The organism is Amycolatopsis magusensis, from assembly GCF_017875555.1.
Classification (GTDB): domain Bacteria; phylum Actinomycetota; class Actinomycetes; order Mycobacteriales; family Pseudonocardiaceae; genus Amycolatopsis; species Amycolatopsis magusensis.
The window spans coordinates 2,461,055-2,480,374 of record NZ_JAGGMS010000001.1; the positions used below are offsets into that span (position 1 = coordinate 2,461,055).

Genomic DNA, 19,320 nt, shown 5'->3' on the forward strand with positions numbered 1-19,320 from the left:
TCGGGCCGCAGAACGTCTCGAAAGCCACATTCGTGACATCGGCGGGGGTCGCCTAACGTGGTTCGAGCGCGGCGGTGACGATCGCGAGCGCCTCGTCTGGGTCGAGACCCAGCTTCCGCGTCATAGCGGCGTACTCCGCCGCGGCTTCCTGGGCTCGCCGCCGGTTCTGGTCACCCGATGCGCCGACGAAGCTCCCCGCGCGCCCGCGGGTCTCGATCAGGCCCGCTTCCTCCAGTTCGCGGTACGCCCGCGCGATGGTGTTCGGCGCGATGCCGAGGTCCGCCGCGAGCTGCCGGACGGTCGGCAACTTGGTGCCGACCGGCAGCGTGCGGTCGTTGATCTGCCGGGCGAGCGAGGAACGGACCTGCTCGTACGGCGGCACCGGCGACCCCGGGTCGAAGTCGAGGTTCATGCCTGTTCGACGGCCGCGGCGATCAGTTCGGTCAGGTCCTCCGAGCCGGCGGGCAGCGCGGCGATCGGCCACCAGCGCAGGTCGTCCGATTCGGCGCTGCGCACCGGTTCCGCGCCCGCGGGGGCGTGGGCCACGAACCGTACGTCGAAGTGCCGCGTGGGTACGCCGAGTGAGCAGGTGATCGGGTGCACGTCGAGGTGCACCGGCTCGGTGTCGATGGTCAGCCCGCTGATGCCCGACTCCTCGGCCGCCTCGCGCAGGGCGGCCTCGGCCAGTGCGGTGTCGCTGGGCTCACAGTGCCCGCCCAGTTGCAGCCACCGGCCGACGCGTGGGTGCAGGGTCAGCAGCACCCGCTCCCCGGCGTGGTCCAGCACCACGGCCGACGCGGTGATGTGCCCGGCTTCGCAGGACCGCTCGCAGGCGTCCTCCCTGGCCGCGACGAAACCGAGGAACGCCTGCCGCAGTGCCTCCTGCGTCGCGGTCGGGGCTTTCCATTCATCCAAAGTGGACAAAGTGTCGGCGTGCAGGGTCACAGTTCGACCAGCCCTTCGGCGAGTTCACGGGGTGGGCGCGGGCCGCCGGGGCCGTCGAGCGGGTGGCCGATGGCGACCGCGCCCAGCGGGTGCCAGTTCCCGTCGAGACCGAGGCGTTCGCGCACCACGTCGGCGGAGAAGATCGTCGAGCCGACCCACAGCGAGCCCAGCCCTTCGGCGGCCAGCGACACCAGCAGCCCCTGCACCGCCGCGCCACCGGCGACGGTGAACATGGTGCGCTCACAGGCGTTCCGGCGGTCGTCGGGATAGGTGTGCGCGCCTTCGGGCACCAGGAACGGCAGGACCAGTTCGGGTGCGGTGAACAGCAGGTTCCCGCGTGCCAGGCGTTTTTCCACCTGTTCCGGCGTGAACCCGTCGCGTTCGAGGTCGGCGCGCCAGTAGTCGCGCATGGCCTCCAGCAGCGCCTTCCGCCTGGCCTGGTCGCGCACCCAGATGAAGCGGACCGGTCGCGTGTGGTGCGGGGCGGGCGCGGTCAGCGCGGCGCCGACCGCGCGGCGGATCACCTCCGGCTCCACCGGTTCCCCGGTGAACGCGCGGACGGATCGCCGCACCAGCACGGCTTCCTTGCGACCCTGTTCGAGGGCTTCGTTGGTGCCCAGGCGGAAGAGGTCGTAGTCGACCGGGCGGACCAGGTCGTGCGCGCTGGACCCGTCGTCCTCGATGGACAGCCCGCGCACCACCGCCACCGGCGTGCCGCCCAGCTTGCCCTTGACCAGGTCCGCCGCGGCGGCCAGTTCGTCGGCCACGGCGACCTCGGTGACCGCCAGTTCGTTGCCGTGCTCGTCCACCGCACCGGCGTAGGAGTGCAGCACGCGCAACCCGGAGGAGCCGATCGCGGCGTCGGTCTGGCCGATCCGCCAGGCCCGGCCCATGGTGTCGGTGATGATCACCGCGACCTCGACACCGAGCCGTTCGCGCAGGCCCGCGCGCAGGGCGAAGGCCGAGGCGTCCGGGTCGGCTGGCAGCAGCGCCACCTCGCCGGAGTCCACATTGGACGCGTCCACCCCGGCGGCGGCCTGCACCAGCCCGTTGCGGTTCTCGGTGATCACCGTGCGGCCGATCCGGGCCACCACGCGCACCGACTCGTCCTCGATCAGCTTGCGGCGGGCGGCATCGCGGGCCTCGGGATCGCGGGGGACCGAGATCAGCCGCCCTTCGATCTTGGAGACCACCTTGCTGGTCACCACCACCACGTCGCCGGAGCGCAGCCAGCGGGCCGCGTCGGCGATGGCACCGGTCAGGTCGTCGCCGGGGCGGAACTCGGGCAGCCCGGTGACCGGCAGGACCTCCAGCTTCGGCGCGGCGTGGTCAGTCAACGTCCACCCCGGCCAGTTCCAGCGCCGCCCGCGCCATCTTCGCCGTCGCGTCCACATCGGACATCAGCAGCGGCACCGGCCGGACGGCCACCCCCGGCACGTCGGCGGTCTCGCCGCGCTGGATGAGCCAGCCGTCGAGCAGGCCCTCCGAGGTCTGGCGCGAGCCGTAGTGCCTGCCGACGGCCTGCGCGGAGGTCTCCACGCCGATCGCGGTCAGGCAGGCGTCAGCCATGCCGCGCAACGGTTTCCCGTCGATGATCGGGGAGATGCCGACCACGCCGGCGCTGGTCTTGCGCAGCCCGTCGCGGATACCGGGCACGGACAGCACGGTGCCGACCGAGACCACCGGGTTCGACGGCGCCAGCAGCACCGCGTCGGCCTCGGCGATCGCGTCCAGCACCCCGGCCGCCGGGGACGACTCCTCGGCACCGACTGCGACGATCGAATGCGCGGTCAGTTCGGCGTGGTAGCGCACCCACCACTCCTGGAAGTGCAGGGCCTTGCGCGCGCCCTCGTCCTCCGGGTCGTCGACCACCACGTGGGTCTCGACCCGGTCGTCGGTCATCGGCAGCAACCGCACGCCCGGCTTCCACCGGTCGCACAGCGCTTCGGCGATCGCCGAAAGCGGGTAGCCCGCCCGCAGCATCCGCGAGCGGATGAGGTGCGTGGCGATGTCCTTGTCACCGAGGCCGAACCAGCCGGGCTCGGCTCCGTAGGCGGCCAGTTCCTCCTTGACCGTCCAGGTCTCCCCGGCATGCCCCCAGCCGCGCGCGGTGTCGATGCCGCCGCCGAGGGTGTACATGCAGGTGTCCAGGTCCGGGCAGATGCGCAGGCCGTGCATCCACACGTCGTCGCCGGTGTTCACCAGCGCGGTGACCTCGTGCGGGGAGCCTTCGGGGGCGGGACCGATCGGGGGCAGGCCGAGCGCGGCCTTCACGCCGAGCAGGAACCGGGCGCCGCCCACCCCGCCGGCTACAACGACAACCTTCACGAGGAGCGATCCTCGCACGACCCGGTGGCGGGGACCCAGTAGCGGTACCGATGGTGCTCGGTGAATCCCAGCCGGTCGTACAGCGCGAGCGCCGGGGCGTTCGTCACCGACACCTGCAGTGCGCACCGCGTTGCTCCGAGTGCCGCGCCCCAGGCGCCCACGGCACCCATCAGGTCGACCGCGACGCCCTTGCGCCGGTACGCGGGCCGGACCGCCAGCCGCGAAACGTGCAGCACGTCGTCGACGACCGCGCCCCGCACCGCGCCGACGGTCTCGGTGCCGGTCTCCGCCACGCCGTAGCCGACCGCGGGCGCGGTGGTCAGGACGTGCCGCTGCGCTTCGCTCGGCTCGGCGGTGCCCGCGCACAGTTCCCACCACTCCGGTGTCGGCGCGTCGAGCATCCGGGCGGTGCCGTCCGGCGTGCCCAGTGGTCCGACCAGCACCGATACCTCGTGCCCGGCCGCGTGGGCGACGTTCGGCACCCAGCCGAGGTCGTCGAGCGCGCGTTCGAGGTGGCCGCCCTGGATCACCTGGACCGCCGGCTCGAGCCCGTGCGAGTGGGCGAAGTCACAGACGCGGTCCAGCGCGTCCGCGATGGGCAGTCCCGGATCCCCGATGGCGAGCGCGGTGTTCGCCCGCCCGGTGAACCCGGCCGCGGCCCGCAACCACCAGCACCCGAGCCGTTCCCCGGTCACCGGCGGCCAGGCGAGTGCACACTGGAGTTCGAGTGTTTCCGCAGGTTCCACGGGCTAGATTGTGCACGTGGGCGCCGACCGCCAGGAGGATCGATGAGCGTCTCCCGCAAGGACGACCGGCACAACGAGGACCTGGTCGATGAGATCGCGGACAGTTTCAGCAAGGCCGTGCGAGCCAAGCAGGAGGAATCGGGGGACGACACCCCGAAGCCCGCGTTCGTCATCACCGGCGACCGCCGTGACCAGGACCGGAAACGGCGTTCCCGCTAGTTCCCGTACTGCGGGTATGGTGACCCGCGAATCGGGGTGTTCAGGGGGCGGAATAAGGGTCGCCTCACCACCACGGACCCCCCGCGACCGCGTAATGTCGGCCGTGCGGCCAGACCGGACAAACACAAGCAGGAGAGCACTGTGACCTACGTGATCGCCGAGCCCTGCGTCGACGTGCTCGACAAGGCGTGCATCGACGAGTGCCCCGTCGATTGCATCTACGAGGGTGATCGGATGCTCTACATCCACCCCGACGAGTGCGTGGACTGCGGTGCGTGCGAACCGGTCTGCCCGGTCGAAGCCATCTACTACGAGGACGACGTGCCCGACGAGTGGGCCACCTACACCAAGGCGAACGTGGACTTCTTCGACGAGCTGGGCTCGCCGGGCGGGGCGTCAAAGGTCGGCAAGACCAGCCACGACCCCGAGTTCATCAAGAAACTCCCCCCGCAGGGCGAATGAGCCCCGTCGCCCTACCCGATTTCCCCTGGGACTCGCTCGCCGCGGCCAAGGCCAAGGCGCAGGCCCACCCGGACGGCGTCGTCGACCTGTCCGTCGGCACGCCGGTGGACCCGGTACCGGCGGGCATCCGCGACGCGCTGGCGTCGGTCTCGGACGTGCCCGGGTACCCGACCACGCACGGGACCCCGGCGCTGCGCTCGGCGGTCGTCGACGCGCTGCGCCGCCGTCACGGCATCCAGGGGCTCGACCCGGACGCGGTGCTGCCGACGATCGGGTCGAAGGAACTGGTCGCCTGGCTGCCGCGGCTGCTCGGCGTCGGTCACGGGGACCTGGTGGTCATCCCCGAGCTGGCGTACCCGACCTACGAGGTCGGCACGCTGCTCGCGGGCGCGACGCTGGTCCGCGCCGACGGCCTGACCCAGCTCGGCCCGCAGCGGCCGTCGTTGCTGTGGCTGAACTCGCCCGCCAACCCGACCGGCCGCGTGCTGGGCGTCGAACACCTGCGCAAGGTGGTCGAGTGGGCCCGCGAGCGCGGCACGATCGTCGTCTCCGACGAGTGCTACCTGGCGCTGGGCTGGGAGACCGAGCCGCTGTCGATCCTGCACCCGTCCGTCCACGGTGGACGGCTGGACGGGCTGCTCGCGGTGCACTCGCTGTCGAAGTCGGCGAACCTGGCCAGCTACCGCGCCGGGTTCGTCACCGGTGACCCGGAGCTGGTCGCCCAGCTGCTGGCCGTCCGCAAGCACGCGGGGATGATCGTGCCCCGGCCGGTGCAGGAGGCGATGGTCGCCGCGCTGACCGACGACGAGGCACTCGGCGCACAACGCGAGCGGTACGCCCGTCGACGCGAACCGCTGCGAAAGGCGTTGAAGGACAGCGGTTTCCGGATCGACCACTCCGAAGCCGGGCTGTACCTGTGGTCGAGCCGGGATGAGGACGCCTGGCAGACCATCGACTGGCTGGCCGAGCGCGGCATCCTGGCCGCCCCCGGCACCTTCTACGGTCCGGCGGGCAAAAACCACGTGCGGATCGCCCTGACGGCCACCGACGAACGCATCGAAGCCGCCGTAACCCGCCTCAGCTAGGACCCCCGAATGCTATGAGTGGGGCATTACTTGCAATGAACGCAAGTAATGCCCCACTCATAGCATTGGGCGGAGGGCTCGGCGGGCGTTAGGGGGCGCGGCCGGTGATGCCGTGGTGGATGAAGTCGGTGAGCAGGTCGATGGCTTCGTCGTCGGGCAGGTCGCGGCCGTCGCCCCCGGCCACCAGCCAGGTGTGCGCGAACTGGTCCAGCAGCGCGGAGATCGCCGAGGTGACCAGGTCCGGCGGGCCCGGCAGGTGTGCGAGGTGCGCCAGGTGGCCGACCCAGTGGGCCTGGTCCGCGCTCATCAGCTGCTGCAGCCGCCTGCCGAAGTCCTCGTTGACCATGGCCGCCTGGCGCAGCGCCACCATTTCCGGCAGGTGCGCCCGGTAGAAGCGCCAGAAGCTCGCCACGTGCCAGCGCAGCGCTGAGCGTTTCGAGAAGTCCGGGTCGTGCTCCGGCTCGGCCACGCCTTCGTCGACCGCGGCGAGCATGTCCACCAGCAGTGCTTCGAGCAGTTCCTCCTTGCCGGCGAAGTGGTTGTAGAACGACCCCGCGGCGCGCCCGGCCTCGGCCGTGATGTCGGTGATCTTGGTGTTCAGGTAGCCCTGCCTGGCGAACACGCGCCGCGCGGCCGCCTTGAGCGCGCCCTCGGTTTCCGCCGCCTTCTGCTTGCGGCTCGTCGCACTGGTCACCGCCACCTCCTTGACGCCAGACGCTAGCAGCGTCCATGATGAATCTAAATTCACTGAATGGAGATTCATCATGAAGGTGCTGATCGCGGGTGCTGGGCCGACCGGCCTGACCCTGGCCATCGACCTGGCCCGGCGCGGGATCGAGGTGCGGGTGGTGGACAAGGCCGCGGAGTTCTTCAACGGCTCCCGCGGCGACGGGCTGCAACCGCGCACGCTGGAGGTCTTCGACGACCTCGGGGTGGTGGAAGCCGTGCTCGACGCGGGGATCGCGCCGCCGGCGACCCGCGCCTACGTCGCCGGGGAGTTCATCGGCGTGCAGTGGATGGGCGAACTGCGGGAGCCGACGCCGGACGTGCCCTATCCGAACGGGTGCATGCTCGGGCAGTCGCGGACCGAAGGCATCCTGCGCGAGCGGCTGGCCGGGTTCGGGGTGCGCGTGGAACTCGGCACCGAGCTGACCGGGTTCACCCAGGACACCGCCGGGGTGGACGTGGTGCTGAACGGCACCGAGCGCACGCGCGTGGACTACCTGGTCGGCGCGGACGGCGGGCGCAGCTTCGTGCGGAAGTCACTTGGCATCCCGTTCGAGGGCAGCACGGACGAGTCGATCCGGATGCTGCTCGGCGACGTCGCGGCCGAGGGGCTGGACCACGACTTCAGCTACTGGTTCGGGCAGACCGCCAACCCGCGCGAGGGCATCGCGCTCACCCCGCTCTCGGGCGGCTCGCAGTTCCAGTTCGCCGCGCCACTGGACGGCGACACCTCGCTGGCGGGATTGCAGGCGCTGGTCGACCGGTTTTCGGGCGGCATGGACATCCGGCTGCACGACCTGACCTGGTCCACGGTGTGGCGGCCGAACAGCAGGCTCGCCGCGCGCTACCGGCAGGGCCGCGTCTTCCTCGCGGGCGACGCCGCGCACGTGCACCCGCCGACCGGTGGGCAGGGGCTCAACACCGGGGTCGGGGACGCGATGAACCTCGGCTGGAAGCTGGCCGCCGAACAGCACCTGGACACCTACGAAGCCGAACGCCGGCCGGTGGCGGCCTCGGTGCTGGGGCTGAGCGAGGCTTCGCTGAAGAAGTACACCGAGGGCGACGCCGACGCGCACCGGCGCGGGTCCGAGTACCACCAGCTCGGGATCAGCTACGCGGGCGGCCCGCTGGCGCGGGACGAGCGGGCGCGGCCGGGCCGGGTGGTCGCCGGTGACCGCGCCCCGGACGGGCCGGTCGACGAGAAGACGCGGCTGTTCGACCTGTTCCGGGGTCCACATTGGACAACCCTGGCCTTCGGCCGCCCGGCGCCGCAGGCGGAGCACACCCACTCGATCAGCGGGCCCGCGCTGGAGATCTACGACGTGGAGCCGGGCACGATCGTCCGGGTGCGCCCGGACGGTTACATCGGCTCGATCATCGGCTGAGCAGGACCTCGGCGGCCGCGTCGATTTCGGCGACCACCTCCGGCCACACCGCGCGGGCGACCGCGCAGCGCAGGTGTTCCCGTTCCACGATGCGGCCCGCGATGAAGGCGATCGCCGGGTCCGCGTCGGCGGCCAGTGCGCGGACGCGGTCGGCGGCGACCACGGCGTCCTGGTGGTCGCCGAGCACGGTCTGCAGCCGTTCGGCGGCCTTCACCAGCACCTTGATCGCCTTCTTCGCGGCCTTGTCCGGCGCGGCGGGTTTGGCCAGTTCACCGGCGTAGCGCAAGCGTTTGCCGTGGATGCGCAGGGCGTGCAGGTCGTCGTCCGGCGGGTTCTCCGGCAGGGCGGCGACCGCCTTGGCCAGCTTCCGGTACGGCTTGCGCAGCGCCCGGACCAGGTCCACCTCGGTGGTGGCGTCCACCTCGGACTCCACCACCGGCTCCACCTCGCCGGGCCGCGCGAGCTGGGCGGTCATCGTCAGGGTCGTGCGGTACCGGCCACCGTTGAGCACCTTGGTCAGCCGCCGCTTCGCCTTCCCGCGCTGGGCGACGAAGCGCGCCACCAGCTGCCGGGCGGCGAGCTGGTCGGTGGTCTCGAATTCGGCGACCACCTCACGCAGGTGCTCGATCAGCACGTCGTAATCCCGCACCTCGCCGAGGGCGTTGCCGAGCCAGCCCAGCTCGGCACGCACCTCGTCGGTGGTCGGCCCGAGCCCGCCGGAGACCTTCAGCACGCTGCGCATCCGCCGGATGGCCACGCGCATCTGGTGCAGGTGCTCGGGTTCGGCGCCCGCGCGGGTGCCCGGCTCGTGCTCGAGCACCGCGCGCAGCTGCCGGTCCAGCTTGACGCGGATGTGCGCCACCGGTGGATCGTCCGACCGCACCTTCGGCGGCTCCGGCGGCAGACCGAGGTCCGGCGGCGTGCTGACCGGCGAGCGCTGGGGTGTGGTCACGGTGGTCATCTGATCAATGGTAGGTGACCACCGCTGGTCCGAACGGGGTTCAGTTGGCGTGCAGGGCCGCGTTCAGCTCGATGCCGGAGCCGGTGCGCGCCACCACTTCGACCGCGCCGGTGCCCGAGTTCCGCCGGAACAACGCGCCCGAGATGCCGGACAGCTCCCGCGCCTTGACCGTCTTGCCGTCCACGACCACCTTGGTGCCCGCGGTGACGTACAGCCCGGCCTCGACCACCGAATCGTCGCCGAGCGAGATGCCGATGCCGCCGTTCGCGCCGATCAGGCAGCGCTCGCCGATCGAGATGATCTCCTTGCCACCGCCGGAGAGCGTGCCCATGATCGACGCGCCACCGCCGACGTCGCTGCCGTCGCCGACCACCACGCCGGCCGAGATGCGGCCTTCGACCATGGACGCGCCAAGCGTGCCGGCGTTGTAGTTCACGAAGCCCTCGTGCATGACCGTGGTGCCGGTGGCCAGGTGCGCGCCGAGCCGCGCGCGGTCGGCGTCGGCGATCCGGACGCCGGTCGGGGTGACGTAGTCGACCATCCGGGGGAACTTGTCCACACCGTAGACGGTCACCGCCCCCCGCGCGCGCAGGCGCAGACGGGTGGCCTCGAAACCCTCGACCGGGCAAGGCCCGTGATTGGTCCACACCACGTTGGCCAGCAGGCCGAAGATGCCGTCCAGGTTCTGCCCGTGCGGCCGGACCAGCCGGTGCGAGAGCAGGTGCAGGCGGAGGTACACGTCGTGCGCGTCGGCCGGGGCGTCGGCGAGGCTGCCGATCCGGGTGCGCACGGCGACCACCTCGACGCCGCGGTCGGTGTCCTCACCGAGCAGCGTGGCCACGGCCTCGCCGAGGGCCTCGACGGCTTCTTCCCGCGAAAGCCGCTCGGTGCCGCCGGTGCCCGCGTCCGCCAGCTTCGGCTGGGGGTACCAGGTGTCCAGCACCACACCGTCGGTGCTGATGGTGGCCAGCCCGACGCCGCTGGCCCCGGTGGTCTCGGGTGAAGGAATTTCGGTCACGACAATGACCGTAACCGAGCAAGAGTCACTCTGTCGCCGTGGGCGCGTCCCGCAGTCGTGTACGCACAGTGTCCAAACCGGTCTTCAACTGGTCCAGATGGCGCAAGCAGACAGCCGGTTCAGGTGCGGTTTCCGCCTCGCAACCTGCGCCTCGGTAAGCATCGATGCCGGTCCGGAGTTGCTGCCCGGGTTCACGCAGCGCGACGAAAGTCTCCGCCAGCTTGTTCACCGTTCCGGTGAAGCTGCCGAGTTGCGTGACGTATTTCTCGCACAGCCAGTACTTCTGCTGCTCCGGCGCGCGGAAACAGGGGTCCGCGGTGAGCGCGTTGGCCTTGGTGAGCAGGGCTTCGGGGCTGACCTCGCCGGGCTTCGGCTGGGCGGACCGGGGCTCTTCGCTCCCGCAGCCGGCGAGCGCCAGCAGTCCGGCCGCGAACAGTGCGAGGGTGGAACGGCGGATGCGCACCCCGCCACCGTACTTCGGTAGGTTGCCGGTCATGGCTCTGGACCTGCATGCCGACCCGATCGACCTGACCGCGGCACTGGTGGACGTGCCGAGCGAGTCCGGGCAGGAGGCGGAACTGGCCGACCTCGTCGAGTCGGCGCTGCGCCGGGACGCCCCGCACCTCGAGGTGGTCCGCAACGGCGACGCGGTGCTGGCGCGCACGAACCTGGGCAGGCCGAGCCGGGTGATCCTCGCCGGGCACCTGGACACCGTGCCCGCCAACGACAACCTGCCCGTCCGCCGCGAGGGTGAGCACCTGCACGGCCTGGGCACGGTGGACATGAAGTCGGGTGACGCGGTGTTCCTGCACCTCGCCGCCGCGGTCGCCGAGCCGAAGCACGACGTGACCTTCGTCTTCTACGACAACGAAGAGGTCGAAGCCACGCGCAACGGCCTCGGCCGCATCGAGCGCGAGCTGCCGGACTGGCTGCGCGCCGACCTGGCGATCGTCGGGGAGCCCTCGAACGCGGTGATCGAGGCCGGCTGCCAGGGCACCATGCGGGTCCAGCTGCGGATCAAGGGCCAGCGGGCGCACACCGCGCGCGCCTGGCGCGGGTCCAACGCGATCCACGGCCTGTACGAACCGCTGCGGCGCCTGGCCGAGTACCGCCCGCGCACGCCGGAGATCGACGGTCTGACCTACCACGAGGGCCTGCAGGCGGTGCGCGTGCACGGCGGTGTGGCCGGCAACGTGGTCCCGGACGACGCGGTGCTCGACATCAACCACCGGTACGCCCCGGACCGCTCGCCCGAGCAGGCCGAACAGCACCTGCGTGAGGTCTTCGACGGCTATGAACTGTCCGTTGTGGACGTTTCGCCGGGCGCGCTGCCGGGCCTGGACGCGCCCGCCGCGGCCGAGCTGGTCCGGGCCGCGGGCGGGCAGCCGGTGGCGAAGCTGGGCTGGACCGACGTGGCCCGGTTCTCCGCGCTGGGCATGGCGGCGGTCAACTTCGGGCCCGGTGACCCGGCGCTGGCGCACACCCGGCAGGAGAACGTCGCGATCTCCGACATCACGCAGGTCACCCAGGTGCTGCGGACCTTCCTGAGCTGATCTGACCCGTTGACGTCCGGCGCGGGCGGGCGCTATCTTCGCGGAACTGTCAAGAAAGTTTCCTATCTATTCCGCCGCCGGGAATGGGGAAACCGTGAGACGCCCCGCCGTGCTCGCGCTGCTCACCGTCCTCCTGCTGCCCGTCGCCCCGGCGACCGCCGAGCCCGTTACCGGCGAGCTGCGCGTCGACCAGGTCGGTTACGGCCCCGCCGAGACCAAGGTCGCCTACCTGCTGGGCCGGGCTCCGGCCGTAGGCGCCCGGTTCACCGTGGTCGACGCCCGCGGCCGGACCGTGCACACCGGCCGGGCACCCGCCCCGACCGGCTCGTGGAACGCCGCCCACCCGGCCGTGCACCCACTCGACCTCAGCGCGGTCCGGCAGCCGGGGACCTACCGGGTCAAGCTCGGCTCGGCGGTCTCACCGGAGTTCCGGATCGGCGGCGGCCTCTTCGCGCCGCTGGCCCGGGCGAACAACGAGTTCTTCCAGGCCCAGCGCGACGGCGAGCAGGTCATTACGGGCCGGTTGAGCCGGAAGCCCGCGCACCTGGCCGACCGGCAGGCGACCGTCTACGCCGAGCCCGAGTTCGGCGGTGACTTCGGCGACGAGATCCTGGCGCCGCTGAAGCCGATTGGCGGGCCGGTCGACGTCGAGGGCGGCTGGGCCGACGCGGGCGACTACGTCAAGTTCACCTCCAACTCCGCGTACTCGCTGGCGGAAATGGGCCTTTCCCTGCGGACGCGGTACGACCGCGCGCTCGCCGACGAGGTCCGCTTCGGGCTGCGGTGGCTGGACAAGATGTGGGACGCCTCCACCGGAGTGCTCTACGCGCAGGTCGGCATCGGTACCGGGAGCGAGGAGTTCGGCTTCCTCGGTGACCACGACGTCTGGCGGTTGCCGGAAGCCGACGACGCGCGGCAGGTCCAGCCGGGGCACCCGGAGTACTTCGTCAAGCACCGCCCGGTGTTCCCGGCGAACGCGCCGGGCGAGGCGATCAGCCCGAACCTGGCGGGCCGGGTGGCCGCGGCCTTCGCGCTGGGTGCCCAGGTCGAACGGGACAGGACGCTGGCGCGCCGGTACCTCGACGAGGCCGCGTCGGTGTTCGCCAAGGCCAAGACCACCGAGGTCGGCGAGCTGGTCACCGCCTTCCCGCACTCCTACTACCCCGAGTCGTCCTGGCGCGACGACCTCGAACTCGGTGCCACGCAGCTCGCGCTGGCCGGACAGCGGCTCGGTGATCGGCGGGCGAAGGAGTGGACCTCGCAGGCCGTCCACTGGGCTCGCGAGTACCTCGGCGGCGACGACCAGGGCACGCTGAACCTCTACGACACCAGCGCGCTCGCGCACGCCGACCTGGCCCGGCTCGCCCCGCACCTGCGCGGTGAACTGGTCGCGGACCTGCGGCGACAGCTCGACGAAGGGGTGGCCGGTGCGCAGGCCAGCCCGTTCCGCACGGCCGTGGACCTCACCCAGTTCGACGCCGCCACCAAGAGTTTCGGCTTCGCCGCGACCGCCCGGCTCTACCGCGGGCTCACCGGCGACCCGGCCTACGACGCCTTCGGCACGCAACAGCGCAACTTCGCCCTCGGCGCCAACGCCTGGGGCATCTCGCTCGTCGTCGGCGCGGGCAGCCGATATCCACACTGCCCCCATCATCAGGTGGCCAACCTCGCCGGAAGTACCGACGGAGGTGCGCGAATCCTCCACGGCGCGGTGGTCAACGGGCCGAACGGCACAGCGAACTTCGACGGCCTGACCCCGCCGGACGGAGCCACGCCGTGCAGCGAACCGCTGGCCGCCTACGACACCCCGGAATCGCGCTTTTTCGACGACGTGAGTTCATGGCCCAGTTCCGAACCGGCCATCGACTTCACTTCCACCGCGATGCTCGCCTTCACCCTGAGTCCGTAAGCTCGGGACGGTGACTGAGCGAACTGCAGAGGTGCCCGGCGAGGACTATCCGGAGCACCCGCCGGAGAAGCACCGTGGCCCCGTCGTCCTGCGACGCGAACGGCGTTCCGAGGCCACCACCACCGACGAGCGGCTGCTCGACACCCGCGGCCCGTCCGACTGGGTGCACACCGACCCGTGGCGGGTGCTGCGCATCCAGGCCGAGTTCGTCGAGGGTTTCGGCGCGCTGGCCGAGGTGCCGCGTGCGGTGACCGTGTTCGGTTCCGCCCGCACGCCGCGCGAGCACCCCGAGTACGAACTCGGCCGCAAGATCGGCGGCGCGCTGGCCAGCGCCGGGTTCGCCACCATCACCGGCGGTGGTCCCGGCTCGATGGAAGCGGTCAACCGCGGGGCTTCCGAGGCCGGCGGGTTCTCCATCGGTCTCGGCATCGAGCTGCCGTTCGAGCAGGGCCTGAACCCGTGGGTCGACCTCGGGGTGAACTTCCGGTACTTCTTCACCCGCAAGACCATGTTCATCAAGTACTCGCAGGCCTTCATCTGCCTGCCCGGCGGTTTCGGCACGCTCGACGAGCTGTTCGAGGCGCTGACGCTGGTGCAGACCAAGAAGGTGACCAAGTTCCCGGTGGTGCTCTTCGGCAGCGACTACTGGGGCGGGCTGTACGACTGGATCGCGAAAACCCTGTTGCGCGAGGGCAAGATCGGGCAGAAGGATCTGGACCTGCTGCACGTCACCGACGACGTCGACGACGCGGTGTCGGTGGTGCAGGAGGCGTACAAGGCATGGGAGGAAGCCCACTAGTGAAGCGGGTCTGCGTGTTCTGCGGGTCCTCGCCCGGCAACAGCCCGGTCTACGCCGAGCAGGCGGCCGCGCTCGGGAAGCTGCTGGCCGAGCGCGGTATCGGGCTGGTCTACGGCGGGGCGAGCGTGGGCACCATGGGCGTGGTGGCCGACGCCGCGCTGGCCGCGGGCGGTGAGGTGATCGGGGTGATCCCCGGGCACCTGATGACCGCCGAGGTGGGGCACCACGGGCTGACCGAGCTGCACGTGGTCGACACCATGCACGAGCGCAAGGCGATGATGGCCGAGCTGTCCGACGGCTTCCTCGCGCTGCCGGGCGGCGCGGGCACGCTGGAGGAGCTGTTCGAGGTGTGGACCTGGGCGCAGCTCGGCCTGCACGCGAAGCCGCTCGGGCTGGTGGACGTGGCGGGCTACTTCGAGCCGCTGCGGAAGTTCGTCGACCACATGGTGGACGAGGGTTTCCTGCGCCCGCAGCACCGCGAAATGGTGACCGTGGACGCGGACCCGCTGGTGCTGCTGGCCGCCTTCGACGCGCACAACGGCGTCACCGTGGACAAGTGGCAGCGCACGCCGGAAGCGTGAGCCGCCTCAGACGCCGAAGTGGTAGATGTTCGGCAGGCCCGCCACCGGTAGGCAGGCGGCGCCGCTGAAGCAGACCTCGGTCCGGCTGATGTCGATCTGCGCGGGGACGTCGGCGTAGGCGGAGACGTAGTACGCGACGCCCTCGCGCAGCCGGGTCTCGGCGGCCGTGGCGGTGCCTTCGCGCAGCACCTCGGAGTCCCCGCGCGCCTTGGTTTCCGGGGCGAAACTGCCGAACGCGAGGAACTGTGCGGCGCAGTCGCTCATCGAGATCGGAGCGCAGACGCCGGTGCTCGGGAAACGCACCGAAGCGGGTAGCACGGCGTCGCCGGTCACCGCGGCGGGCAGGTCGGAGATCCGCAGCACCACACCGAGCGTGGTCCGGCCGGTGACCTCGGGCCGGCCGCGGAACCGGGTGTTCGTGCCCTGGGCGACGCCCTGGGCCAGGAACGCCGGAGTGCGGTAGACGGGTCCGCTCGCCGCGGGCAGCGTGCGCACCGGCATCGGTTCGGGCGGCAGGGAAACCGGACTGGGCGAGCTCGGCGCAGCGGTTTCGGCCGGGCCGCCGCCGCAGCCGGCCAGCAGACCGGCGGTGCCCAGAGCGGCCAGTGTGCTTCGGAACGGTCTTCGTCTCGGGTCCATGCCGGTGCCGACGGTACCTGCGGATGGGGTGCCCCTGGGGTAACAGTTCGGGCGCTTAGGGTGGTACCCATGGGTAAGTTGCGGACCTGGCAGCAGCCGCGCTGGTCTGCGCGCGAACTCGCCGGGGCGAAGGGCGGGCGCACGGTTTCCGTGGTGCTGCCCGCGCTCGACGAGGCCGAGACGGTCGGCGGGGTGGTCGCCTCGGTGCTGCCGCACGTCGGCTCCCTGGTCGACGAACTCGTCGTGGTCGACTCGGGTTCCACCGACGACACGGCCGAGGTTGCCGCCCGTGCGGGCGCGCGGGTGGTGCGGCGCGAGGACGTGCTGCCGGACCTGCCGCCGTGGCCCGGCAAGGGCGAGGTGCTCTGGCGGGCGATCGCCGCGACCACCGGCGACCTGATCGTCTACCTCGACTCCGACCTGGTCGACCCCGACCCGGCCTTCGTGCCCGCGCTCCTCGGGCCGCTGCTCACCGCGCCGGGTGTGCACCTGGTCAAGGGCTTCTACCGCCGTCCGCTGCGCCTGGAGACCGCCGAGCTCGGCACCGGCGGCGGCCGGGTCACCGAACTGCTCGCGCGCCCGCTGCTGTCCGCGCTGCGCCCGCAGCTCTCCGGCCTGGTCCAGCCGCTCGGCGGGGAGTACGCGGCGACCCGCGAGTTCCTCGAGTCGGTGCCGTTCGCCGCCGGGTACGGCGTGGAGATCGGGCTGCTGCTCGATGCCGAGGCCCGGTACGGGATCGACGGGCTCGCGCAGGTCAACCTCGGCGTGCGCAAGCACCGCAACCGGTCACTGCTGCAGCTCGGCGTGATGGCCAGGCAGATCCTCGGCACCACGCTCGCGCGCTGCGGCATCGACCAGGCCGGGGGTGAGCTGACCCAGTTCGTGCAGGTCTCCGGGGAATGGCTGCCCGACGTGACCGACGTCCTCATCGCGGACCGGCCGCCGATGCTCGAAGCCGTCCGCCTCGGCGAGGTCGTGCGTGGCCAGGACCACGGTGGCCCCGGGACAGGCCCGTAGGACCCCGTCGAGCACACGCCGGGCGTGTGCCGGGTCTAAGCCCTCGGTCGGTTCGTCGAGGATGAGCACGCGCGGGCGGACCAGTACGGCACGGGCCAGCATGAGCCGCCGCCGTTGCCCGCCGGAGAGCGTGGTCGCGTCGATTTCCCAGGCGCAGTCGAGGTCCGCGGCCTCGCAGGCACGACGAAGTTCGGCGTCCGTTGCGTTCGGGGCCGCCAGCGACAAGTTTTCCTTGACGGACAAGCGGAAGATGTGCGCGTGCGCGGTGGCGCCGCAGATGATCCGGGGCACTTGCGTGGGGTCGAATTCGCCGAGCGGACGTCCGTTCACGGTCACCTGCCCGGCTTCCGGTTCGAGCAGGCCGAGCAGCACGTGCAACACCGTGGTCTTGCCGGAACCACTGGGCCCGACGAGCGCGATCCGCCTGCCTGGCGGCAGATCCAGGTCCACGAGGGGCAGACCCCGCGCGATGACCCCTTCGAGCCGCAGGTGTACCGGCCCGTCGGGGACATCCGCCGTGCCGGGTTCGGGTGCTGGTTCGGTGAACAGCGCCCGCAGGCGTCGCACGGACGCGCGGGTTTCCACCCAGCGCTGGGCAGCCGCGGGCAGCGGCAGCACGACCTCGAAGGCGGCGAGCGTGCCGAGGGCGAGCGCGGCGGTCATCGGGGTGGAGACCCCGGCGACCAGCGCAACCGCCAGCGTCGTCCCGAGTTGGAGCACCACCCCGGCCGCCGCGAGCGCGCTCACCCAGCGCGTGCGCTCGGTCGACGCCAGGTTGTCGACGGCCTTCGCGGCAGCGGTCAGCGCCCGTCGATCGGCACCGTAGGCGAGCAGTTCTTCCGCGCCACGAACCAGATCCACGGCGTGCTCGCCGACCGCGGCTCGTGCCGGTGCGCTGCGAGCCGCGGCTTTCGCGGTCAGCCGGGCGCAGCACCACGGCAGCGCGATGCCGCCGAGCGCGAGCCCGATCGTCAGCGTGACGGCGGCGGCCGGGGAGAAGAAGGCGCTGCCCAACACCGCGATCGCACCGGTCAGCGCGGCGACCCCGGCCGGGAGCAGGCACCGCAGCACGGCGTCCTGCGCGGCGTCCACATCGGACACCACGCGGGCGAGCAGATCGGCGTCGGACGAACGCGCGTCCCGATGGGGCAGCAACGCCCGGTACACCCGCGCCCGCACCTCGCCGATCTTCGACAGCACGACTTCGTGCCCCGCGAGGCGTTCGGCGTACCGCAGCGAACCACGCAGCAGCGCCAGCGTGCGCACGGCGACGATGGCCACGGTCAGCGCGGAGATCGGCGGGTGTTCGGCCGCCCGCAGGAGCAACCACGCCGCGATGCCCATCAGCGCCAGCCCGGCGAGTTCGGCGGCCGTCGCGAGCAGCGCGGCCCACAACAGCTTCATGCGTTCTCCTGTAGTTTTCCGTGCCGCAGTTCGACCACGCGCGTGGCCAGCGCGGTCATCGCGGGCCGGTGGGCGACCAGCACCGCGGTCCGCCCCTCGGCCAGTTTCGCCGCGGTGCGCAGGATCGCGGCTTCGGTCGTGGTGTCGAGGTGGGCGGTGGGTTCGTCGAGCAGGAGAAGCCCGGCTCGTGGTCGCAGGAACGCCCGCGCCAGGCCGACGCGCTGACGCTGCCCCGACGAGATCCCGGTCGCCCGCGAGAAGTCGATCCCGGCTGCCTCGGCCGCCGCTTCGACGTCCCCTTCCGCACCCAGGCTGATGTTGTCCGCCAGGCTGCCCGGGAACATCGTCGGCCGCTGCGGTACCCACGCCAGCTGCGCCCGCCAGGCGGTGAGGTCGAGTTCCCGCAGGTCCACGCCGTCGACCAGGACCCGGCCCGCGGTCGGGCGGACGAAACCGAGCAGTACGGCGAGCAGCGTGCTCTTGCCCGAGCCACTCGGGCCGACCAGCACCAGCCGCTCACCTGCGCGAATCGTTAAGTCGACATTGGACAGTGCATTGTGGTCCCTTTCGGGATATCGCACGGTCACGCCCTCGAACCGAATCTCGCCCAGCTTCGGCCTTGCGCTGCCTTCTGGCTGGGCCTGCGGCAGGGTCCGCACTTCCTCCAGCACGGCCAGGCCTTCCGCACTGGCGTGGAACTTCGCGCCTGCCGCACGCAGTGGCAGGTAGGCCTCGGGTGCCAGCAACAGGATCACCAGCGCGGTCTGCGCGTCGAGTCCGCCGTCGAGCAGGCGCAGGCCGACCGGCACGGCGACCAGTGCCACCGACAGCGTGGCGACCAGTTCCAGCACCAGCGCGGAAAGGAACGCGACGCGAAGGGTGCGCATGGTGGCGCTCGCGTGGGCGTCGGCCATCTTCCGCACGGTCTCCGCCTGCGCCTGGGCCCGGCCGAACACCTTGAGCGTCGGCAGGCCGGTCACCACGTCCAGGAAGTGGCCGCCCAAAGTGGACAGAAGCCGCCACTGCCGTTCCGTGCGGGCTCGCGTGTGCGCGCCGACCAGCGCGGCGAACACCGGGATCAACGGCAGCGTGACGGCCACCGTCAGGCCCGCCACCAGGTCCGCGGTGAGCAGACGCGCCAGCACGGCGAGCGGGATGACCACCGAGCCGACCAGCTTCGGCAGGTACTCGGCGAAGTAGCCGTGCACGCCGTCGATGCCGCGGGTGACCAGCGTGGCCGTGCTCCCCGCGTCGCGCGTCTGGAGCGATCTGGCCAGCACCCTCTTTCGCAGCGTGGCCTTGACCTTCGTGGTGTACCGGTCAGCGATCGCACTCGCCACCCAGGTCAACGCGGCACGCCCGAGGATCGCGCCTCCCAGCAGCGCCGCCGTACCCGTGGCCGGTTCGGTCAGCAGCCCGGCCAGCAACTCGGCCTGCACCAGAATGGCGACGGCCGTCAGCGCACCGAGCACCCCCAACGTGACCAGGTACTTCTGGAACCCGGGAAGCTCCTCGCGCAGGCGTGGATCGATCGGCCGCATCG

20 protein-coding genes and 1 pseudogene are annotated in these 19,320 nt (G+C 71.6%); 9 read left to right on the top strand and 12 right to left on the bottom strand.

The features are described 5' to 3' along the window. Window positions 1-52 precede the first annotated feature (52 nt). The 5 genes from JOM49_RS11410 to JOM49_RS11430 are packed head-to-tail and all read right to left on the bottom strand — an operon-like array spanning window position 53 to window position 4,019. Window positions 53-412, bottom strand: coding sequence for a GntR family transcriptional regulator (locus JOM49_RS11410; RefSeq protein WP_209664269.1), 360 nt, complete (start codon window positions 410-412; stop codon window positions 53-55). After that, window positions 409-945 carry an NUDIX hydrolase gene (locus tag JOM49_RS11415; RefSeq protein WP_209664270.1) on the bottom strand — a complete coding sequence of 179 codons (537 nt, stop codon included), beginning with the start codon at window positions 943-945 and terminating at the stop codon, window positions 409-411. The genes JOM49_RS11410 and JOM49_RS11415 overlap by 4 nt, the downstream gene beginning before the upstream one ends. Continuing rightward, window positions 942-2,282: a coenzyme F420-0:L-glutamate ligase gene (locus tag JOM49_RS11420; RefSeq protein ID WP_209664271.1), complete on the bottom strand. Its 1,341-nt coding sequence runs from the start codon at window positions 2,280-2,282 to the stop codon at window positions 942-944. The genes JOM49_RS11415 and JOM49_RS11420 overlap by 4 nt, the downstream gene beginning before the upstream one ends. After that, window positions 2,275-3,273 carry a 2-phospho-L-lactate transferase gene (gene cofD / locus JOM49_RS11425; protein ID WP_209664272.1) on the bottom strand — a complete coding sequence of 333 codons (999 nt, stop codon included), beginning with the start codon at window positions 3,271-3,273 and terminating at the stop codon, window positions 2,275-2,277. Before cofD ends, JOM49_RS11420 begins: the two co-directional genes overlap by 8 nt. Next, window positions 3,270-4,019, bottom strand: a complete 750-nt coding sequence (locus JOM49_RS11430) for a GNAT family N-acetyltransferase (protein ID WP_209664273.1) — start codon at window positions 4,017-4,019, stop codon at window positions 3,270-3,272. Before JOM49_RS11430 ends, cofD begins: the two co-directional genes overlap by 4 nt. Before the next feature lie 42 nt (window positions 4,020-4,061). Between JOM49_RS11430 and JOM49_RS11435 the strand changes: the two genes are divergently transcribed. The 3 genes from JOM49_RS11435 (at window position 4,062) to dapC (ending at window position 5,785) form a co-directional block, all read left to right on the top strand. Continuing rightward, window positions 4,062-4,238 carry a hypothetical protein gene (locus tag JOM49_RS11435; RefSeq protein WP_209664274.1) on the top strand — a complete coding sequence of 59 codons (177 nt, stop codon included), beginning with the start codon at window positions 4,062-4,064 and terminating at the stop codon, window positions 4,236-4,238. A gap of 141 nt (window positions 4,239-4,379) precedes the next feature. Then, window positions 4,380-4,700, top strand: a complete 321-nt coding sequence (gene fdxA, locus JOM49_RS11440; RefSeq protein ID WP_209664275.1) for a ferredoxin — start codon at window positions 4,380-4,382, stop codon at window positions 4,698-4,700. Further along, window positions 4,697-5,785, top strand: coding sequence for a succinyldiaminopimelate transaminase (gene dapC / locus JOM49_RS11445; RefSeq protein WP_209664276.1), 1,089 nt, complete (start codon window positions 4,697-4,699; stop codon window positions 5,783-5,785). The genes fdxA and dapC overlap by 4 nt, the downstream gene beginning before the upstream one ends. 88 nt (window positions 5,786-5,873) lie before the next feature. Here the strand turns inward: dapC and JOM49_RS11450 are convergent, their stop codons facing one another. Beyond that, a complete protein-coding gene (locus JOM49_RS11450) occupies window positions 5,874-6,479 on the bottom strand; it encodes a TetR/AcrR family transcriptional regulator (RefSeq protein ID WP_308158711.1) in 606 nt (201 codons plus the stop codon). 70 nt (window positions 6,480-6,549) lie between these two features. Between JOM49_RS11450 and JOM49_RS11455 the strand changes: the two genes are divergently transcribed. Next, complete coding sequence (locus tag JOM49_RS11455) at window positions 6,550-7,896, top strand: FAD-dependent monooxygenase (RefSeq protein ID WP_209664277.1); 1,347 nt, start codon at window positions 6,550-6,552, stop codon at window positions 7,894-7,896. Here JOM49_RS11455 and JOM49_RS11460 read toward each other — a convergent pair. The 3 genes from JOM49_RS11460 to JOM49_RS11470 are packed head-to-tail and all read right to left on the bottom strand — an operon-like array spanning window position 7,886 to window position 10,371. Beyond that, window positions 7,886-8,857 carry a CHAD domain-containing protein gene (locus JOM49_RS11460; protein WP_209664278.1) on the bottom strand — a complete coding sequence of 324 codons (972 nt, stop codon included), beginning with the start codon at window positions 8,855-8,857 and terminating at the stop codon, window positions 7,886-7,888. The two genes, JOM49_RS11455 and JOM49_RS11460, sit on opposite strands and share 11 nt — an antisense overlap. Window positions 8,858-8,897: 40 nt before the next feature. Further along, window positions 8,898-9,875 (bottom strand): 2,3,4,5-tetrahydropyridine-2,6-dicarboxylate N-succinyltransferase, encoded by a 978-nt coding sequence (gene dapD, locus JOM49_RS11465; protein WP_372444000.1) that lies wholly within the window; start codon window positions 9,873-9,875, stop codon window positions 8,898-8,900. A 25-nt stretch (window positions 9,876-9,900) separates the two neighbouring features. Continuing rightward, complete coding sequence (locus JOM49_RS11470) at window positions 9,901-10,371, bottom strand: hypothetical protein (RefSeq protein WP_209664279.1); 471 nt, start codon at window positions 10,369-10,371, stop codon at window positions 9,901-9,903. Here JOM49_RS11470 and dapE point away from each other — a divergent pair. The 4 genes from dapE to JOM49_RS11490 all read left to right on the top strand — a co-directional run bounded on the left by dapE (window position 10,370) and on the right by JOM49_RS11490 (window position 14,717). Next, a complete protein-coding gene (gene dapE, locus JOM49_RS11475; RefSeq protein WP_209664280.1) occupies window positions 10,370-11,428 on the top strand; it encodes a succinyl-diaminopimelate desuccinylase in 1,059 nt (352 codons plus the stop codon). The genes JOM49_RS11470 and dapE overlap by 2 nt on opposite strands. A 94-nt stretch (window positions 11,429-11,522) precedes the next feature. Then, window positions 11,523-13,337 carry a glycoside hydrolase family 9 protein gene (locus tag JOM49_RS11480; RefSeq protein WP_209664281.1) on the top strand — a complete coding sequence of 605 codons (1,815 nt, stop codon included), beginning with the start codon at window positions 11,523-11,525 and terminating at the stop codon, window positions 13,335-13,337. A gap of 10 nt (window positions 13,338-13,347) precedes the next feature. Then, window positions 13,348-14,136 carry an LOG family protein gene (locus JOM49_RS11485; RefSeq protein ID WP_209664282.1) on the top strand — a complete coding sequence of 263 codons (789 nt, stop codon included), beginning with the start codon at window positions 13,348-13,350 and terminating at the stop codon, window positions 14,134-14,136. Further along, complete coding sequence (locus JOM49_RS11490; protein ID WP_460444229.1) at window positions 14,136-14,717, top strand: LOG family protein; 582 nt, start codon at window positions 14,136-14,138, stop codon at window positions 14,715-14,717. The genes JOM49_RS11485 and JOM49_RS11490 overlap by 1 nt, the downstream gene beginning before the upstream one ends. Before the next feature lie 6 nt (window positions 14,718-14,723). On the opposite strand, the gene JOM49_RS11495 is transcribed toward JOM49_RS11490, so the two are convergent. Beyond that, window positions 14,724-15,356, bottom strand: coding sequence for a hypothetical protein (locus tag JOM49_RS11495; RefSeq protein WP_209664284.1), 633 nt, complete (start codon window positions 15,354-15,356; stop codon window positions 14,724-14,726). Window positions 15,357-15,425: 69 nt separating this feature from the next. Here JOM49_RS11495 and JOM49_RS11500 point away from each other — a divergent pair, with 69 nt between their 5' ends. Next, window positions 15,426-16,373, top strand: a complete 948-nt coding sequence (locus JOM49_RS11500; protein ID WP_209664285.1) for a glucosyl-3-phosphoglycerate synthase — start codon at window positions 15,426-15,428, stop codon at window positions 16,371-16,373. Between the two features lie 9 nt (window positions 16,374-16,382). On the opposite strand, the pseudogene cydC reads toward JOM49_RS11500, so the two are convergent. Together cydC and cydD are read right to left on the bottom strand one after the other, a co-directional pair. Next, window positions 16,383-17,777: pseudogene (cydC, locus tag JOM49_RS11505) on the bottom strand (thiol reductant ABC exporter subunit CydC); the annotation flags it as partial. Then, window positions 17,774-19,318, bottom strand: a complete 1,545-nt coding sequence (cydD, locus tag JOM49_RS11510) for a thiol reductant ABC exporter subunit CydD (protein WP_209664286.1) — start codon at window positions 19,316-19,318, stop codon at window positions 17,774-17,776. The pseudogene cydC and the gene cydD, both read right to left, overlap by 4 nt. Window positions 19,319-19,320: the final 2 nt, after the last annotated feature.

Bases quoted from the DNA above. Each gene is read 5' to 3' on its own strand.
- JOM49_RS11410 (WP_209664269.1), bottom strand. From the start codon at position 412: ATGAACCTCGACTTCGACCCGGGGTCGCCGGTGCCGCCGTACGAGCAG.
- JOM49_RS11495 (WP_209664284.1), bottom strand. From the start codon at position 15,356: ATGGACCCGAGACGAAGACCGTTCCGAAGCACACTGGCCGCTCTGGGC.
- JOM49_RS11500 (WP_209664285.1), top strand. From the start codon at position 15,426: ATGGGTAAGTTGCGGACCTGGCAGCAGCCGCGCTGGTCTGCGCGCGAA.
- JOM49_RS11460 (WP_209664278.1), bottom strand. From the start codon at position 8,857: ATGACCACCGTGACCACACCCCAGCGCTCGCCGGTCAGCACGCCGCCG.
- dapC (WP_209664276.1), top strand. From the start codon at position 4,697: ATGAGCCCCGTCGCCCTACCCGATTTCCCCTGGGACTCGCTCGCCGCG.
- JOM49_RS11435 (WP_209664274.1), top strand. From the start codon at position 4,062: ATGAGCGTCTCCCGCAAGGACGACCGGCACAACGAGGACCTGGTCGAT.
- JOM49_RS11455 (WP_209664277.1), top strand. From the start codon at position 6,550: ATGAAGGTGCTGATCGCGGGTGCTGGGCCGACCGGCCTGACCCTGGCC.
- JOM49_RS11470 (WP_209664279.1), bottom strand. From the start codon at position 10,371: ATGACCGGCAACCTACCGAAGTACGGTGGCGGGGTGCGCATCCGCCGT.
- dapE (WP_209664280.1), top strand. From the start codon at position 10,370: ATGGCTCTGGACCTGCATGCCGACCCGATCGACCTGACCGCGGCACTG.
- cydD (WP_209664286.1), bottom strand. From the start codon at position 19,318: ATGCGGCCGATCGATCCACGCCTGCGCGAGGAGCTTCCCGGGTTCCAG.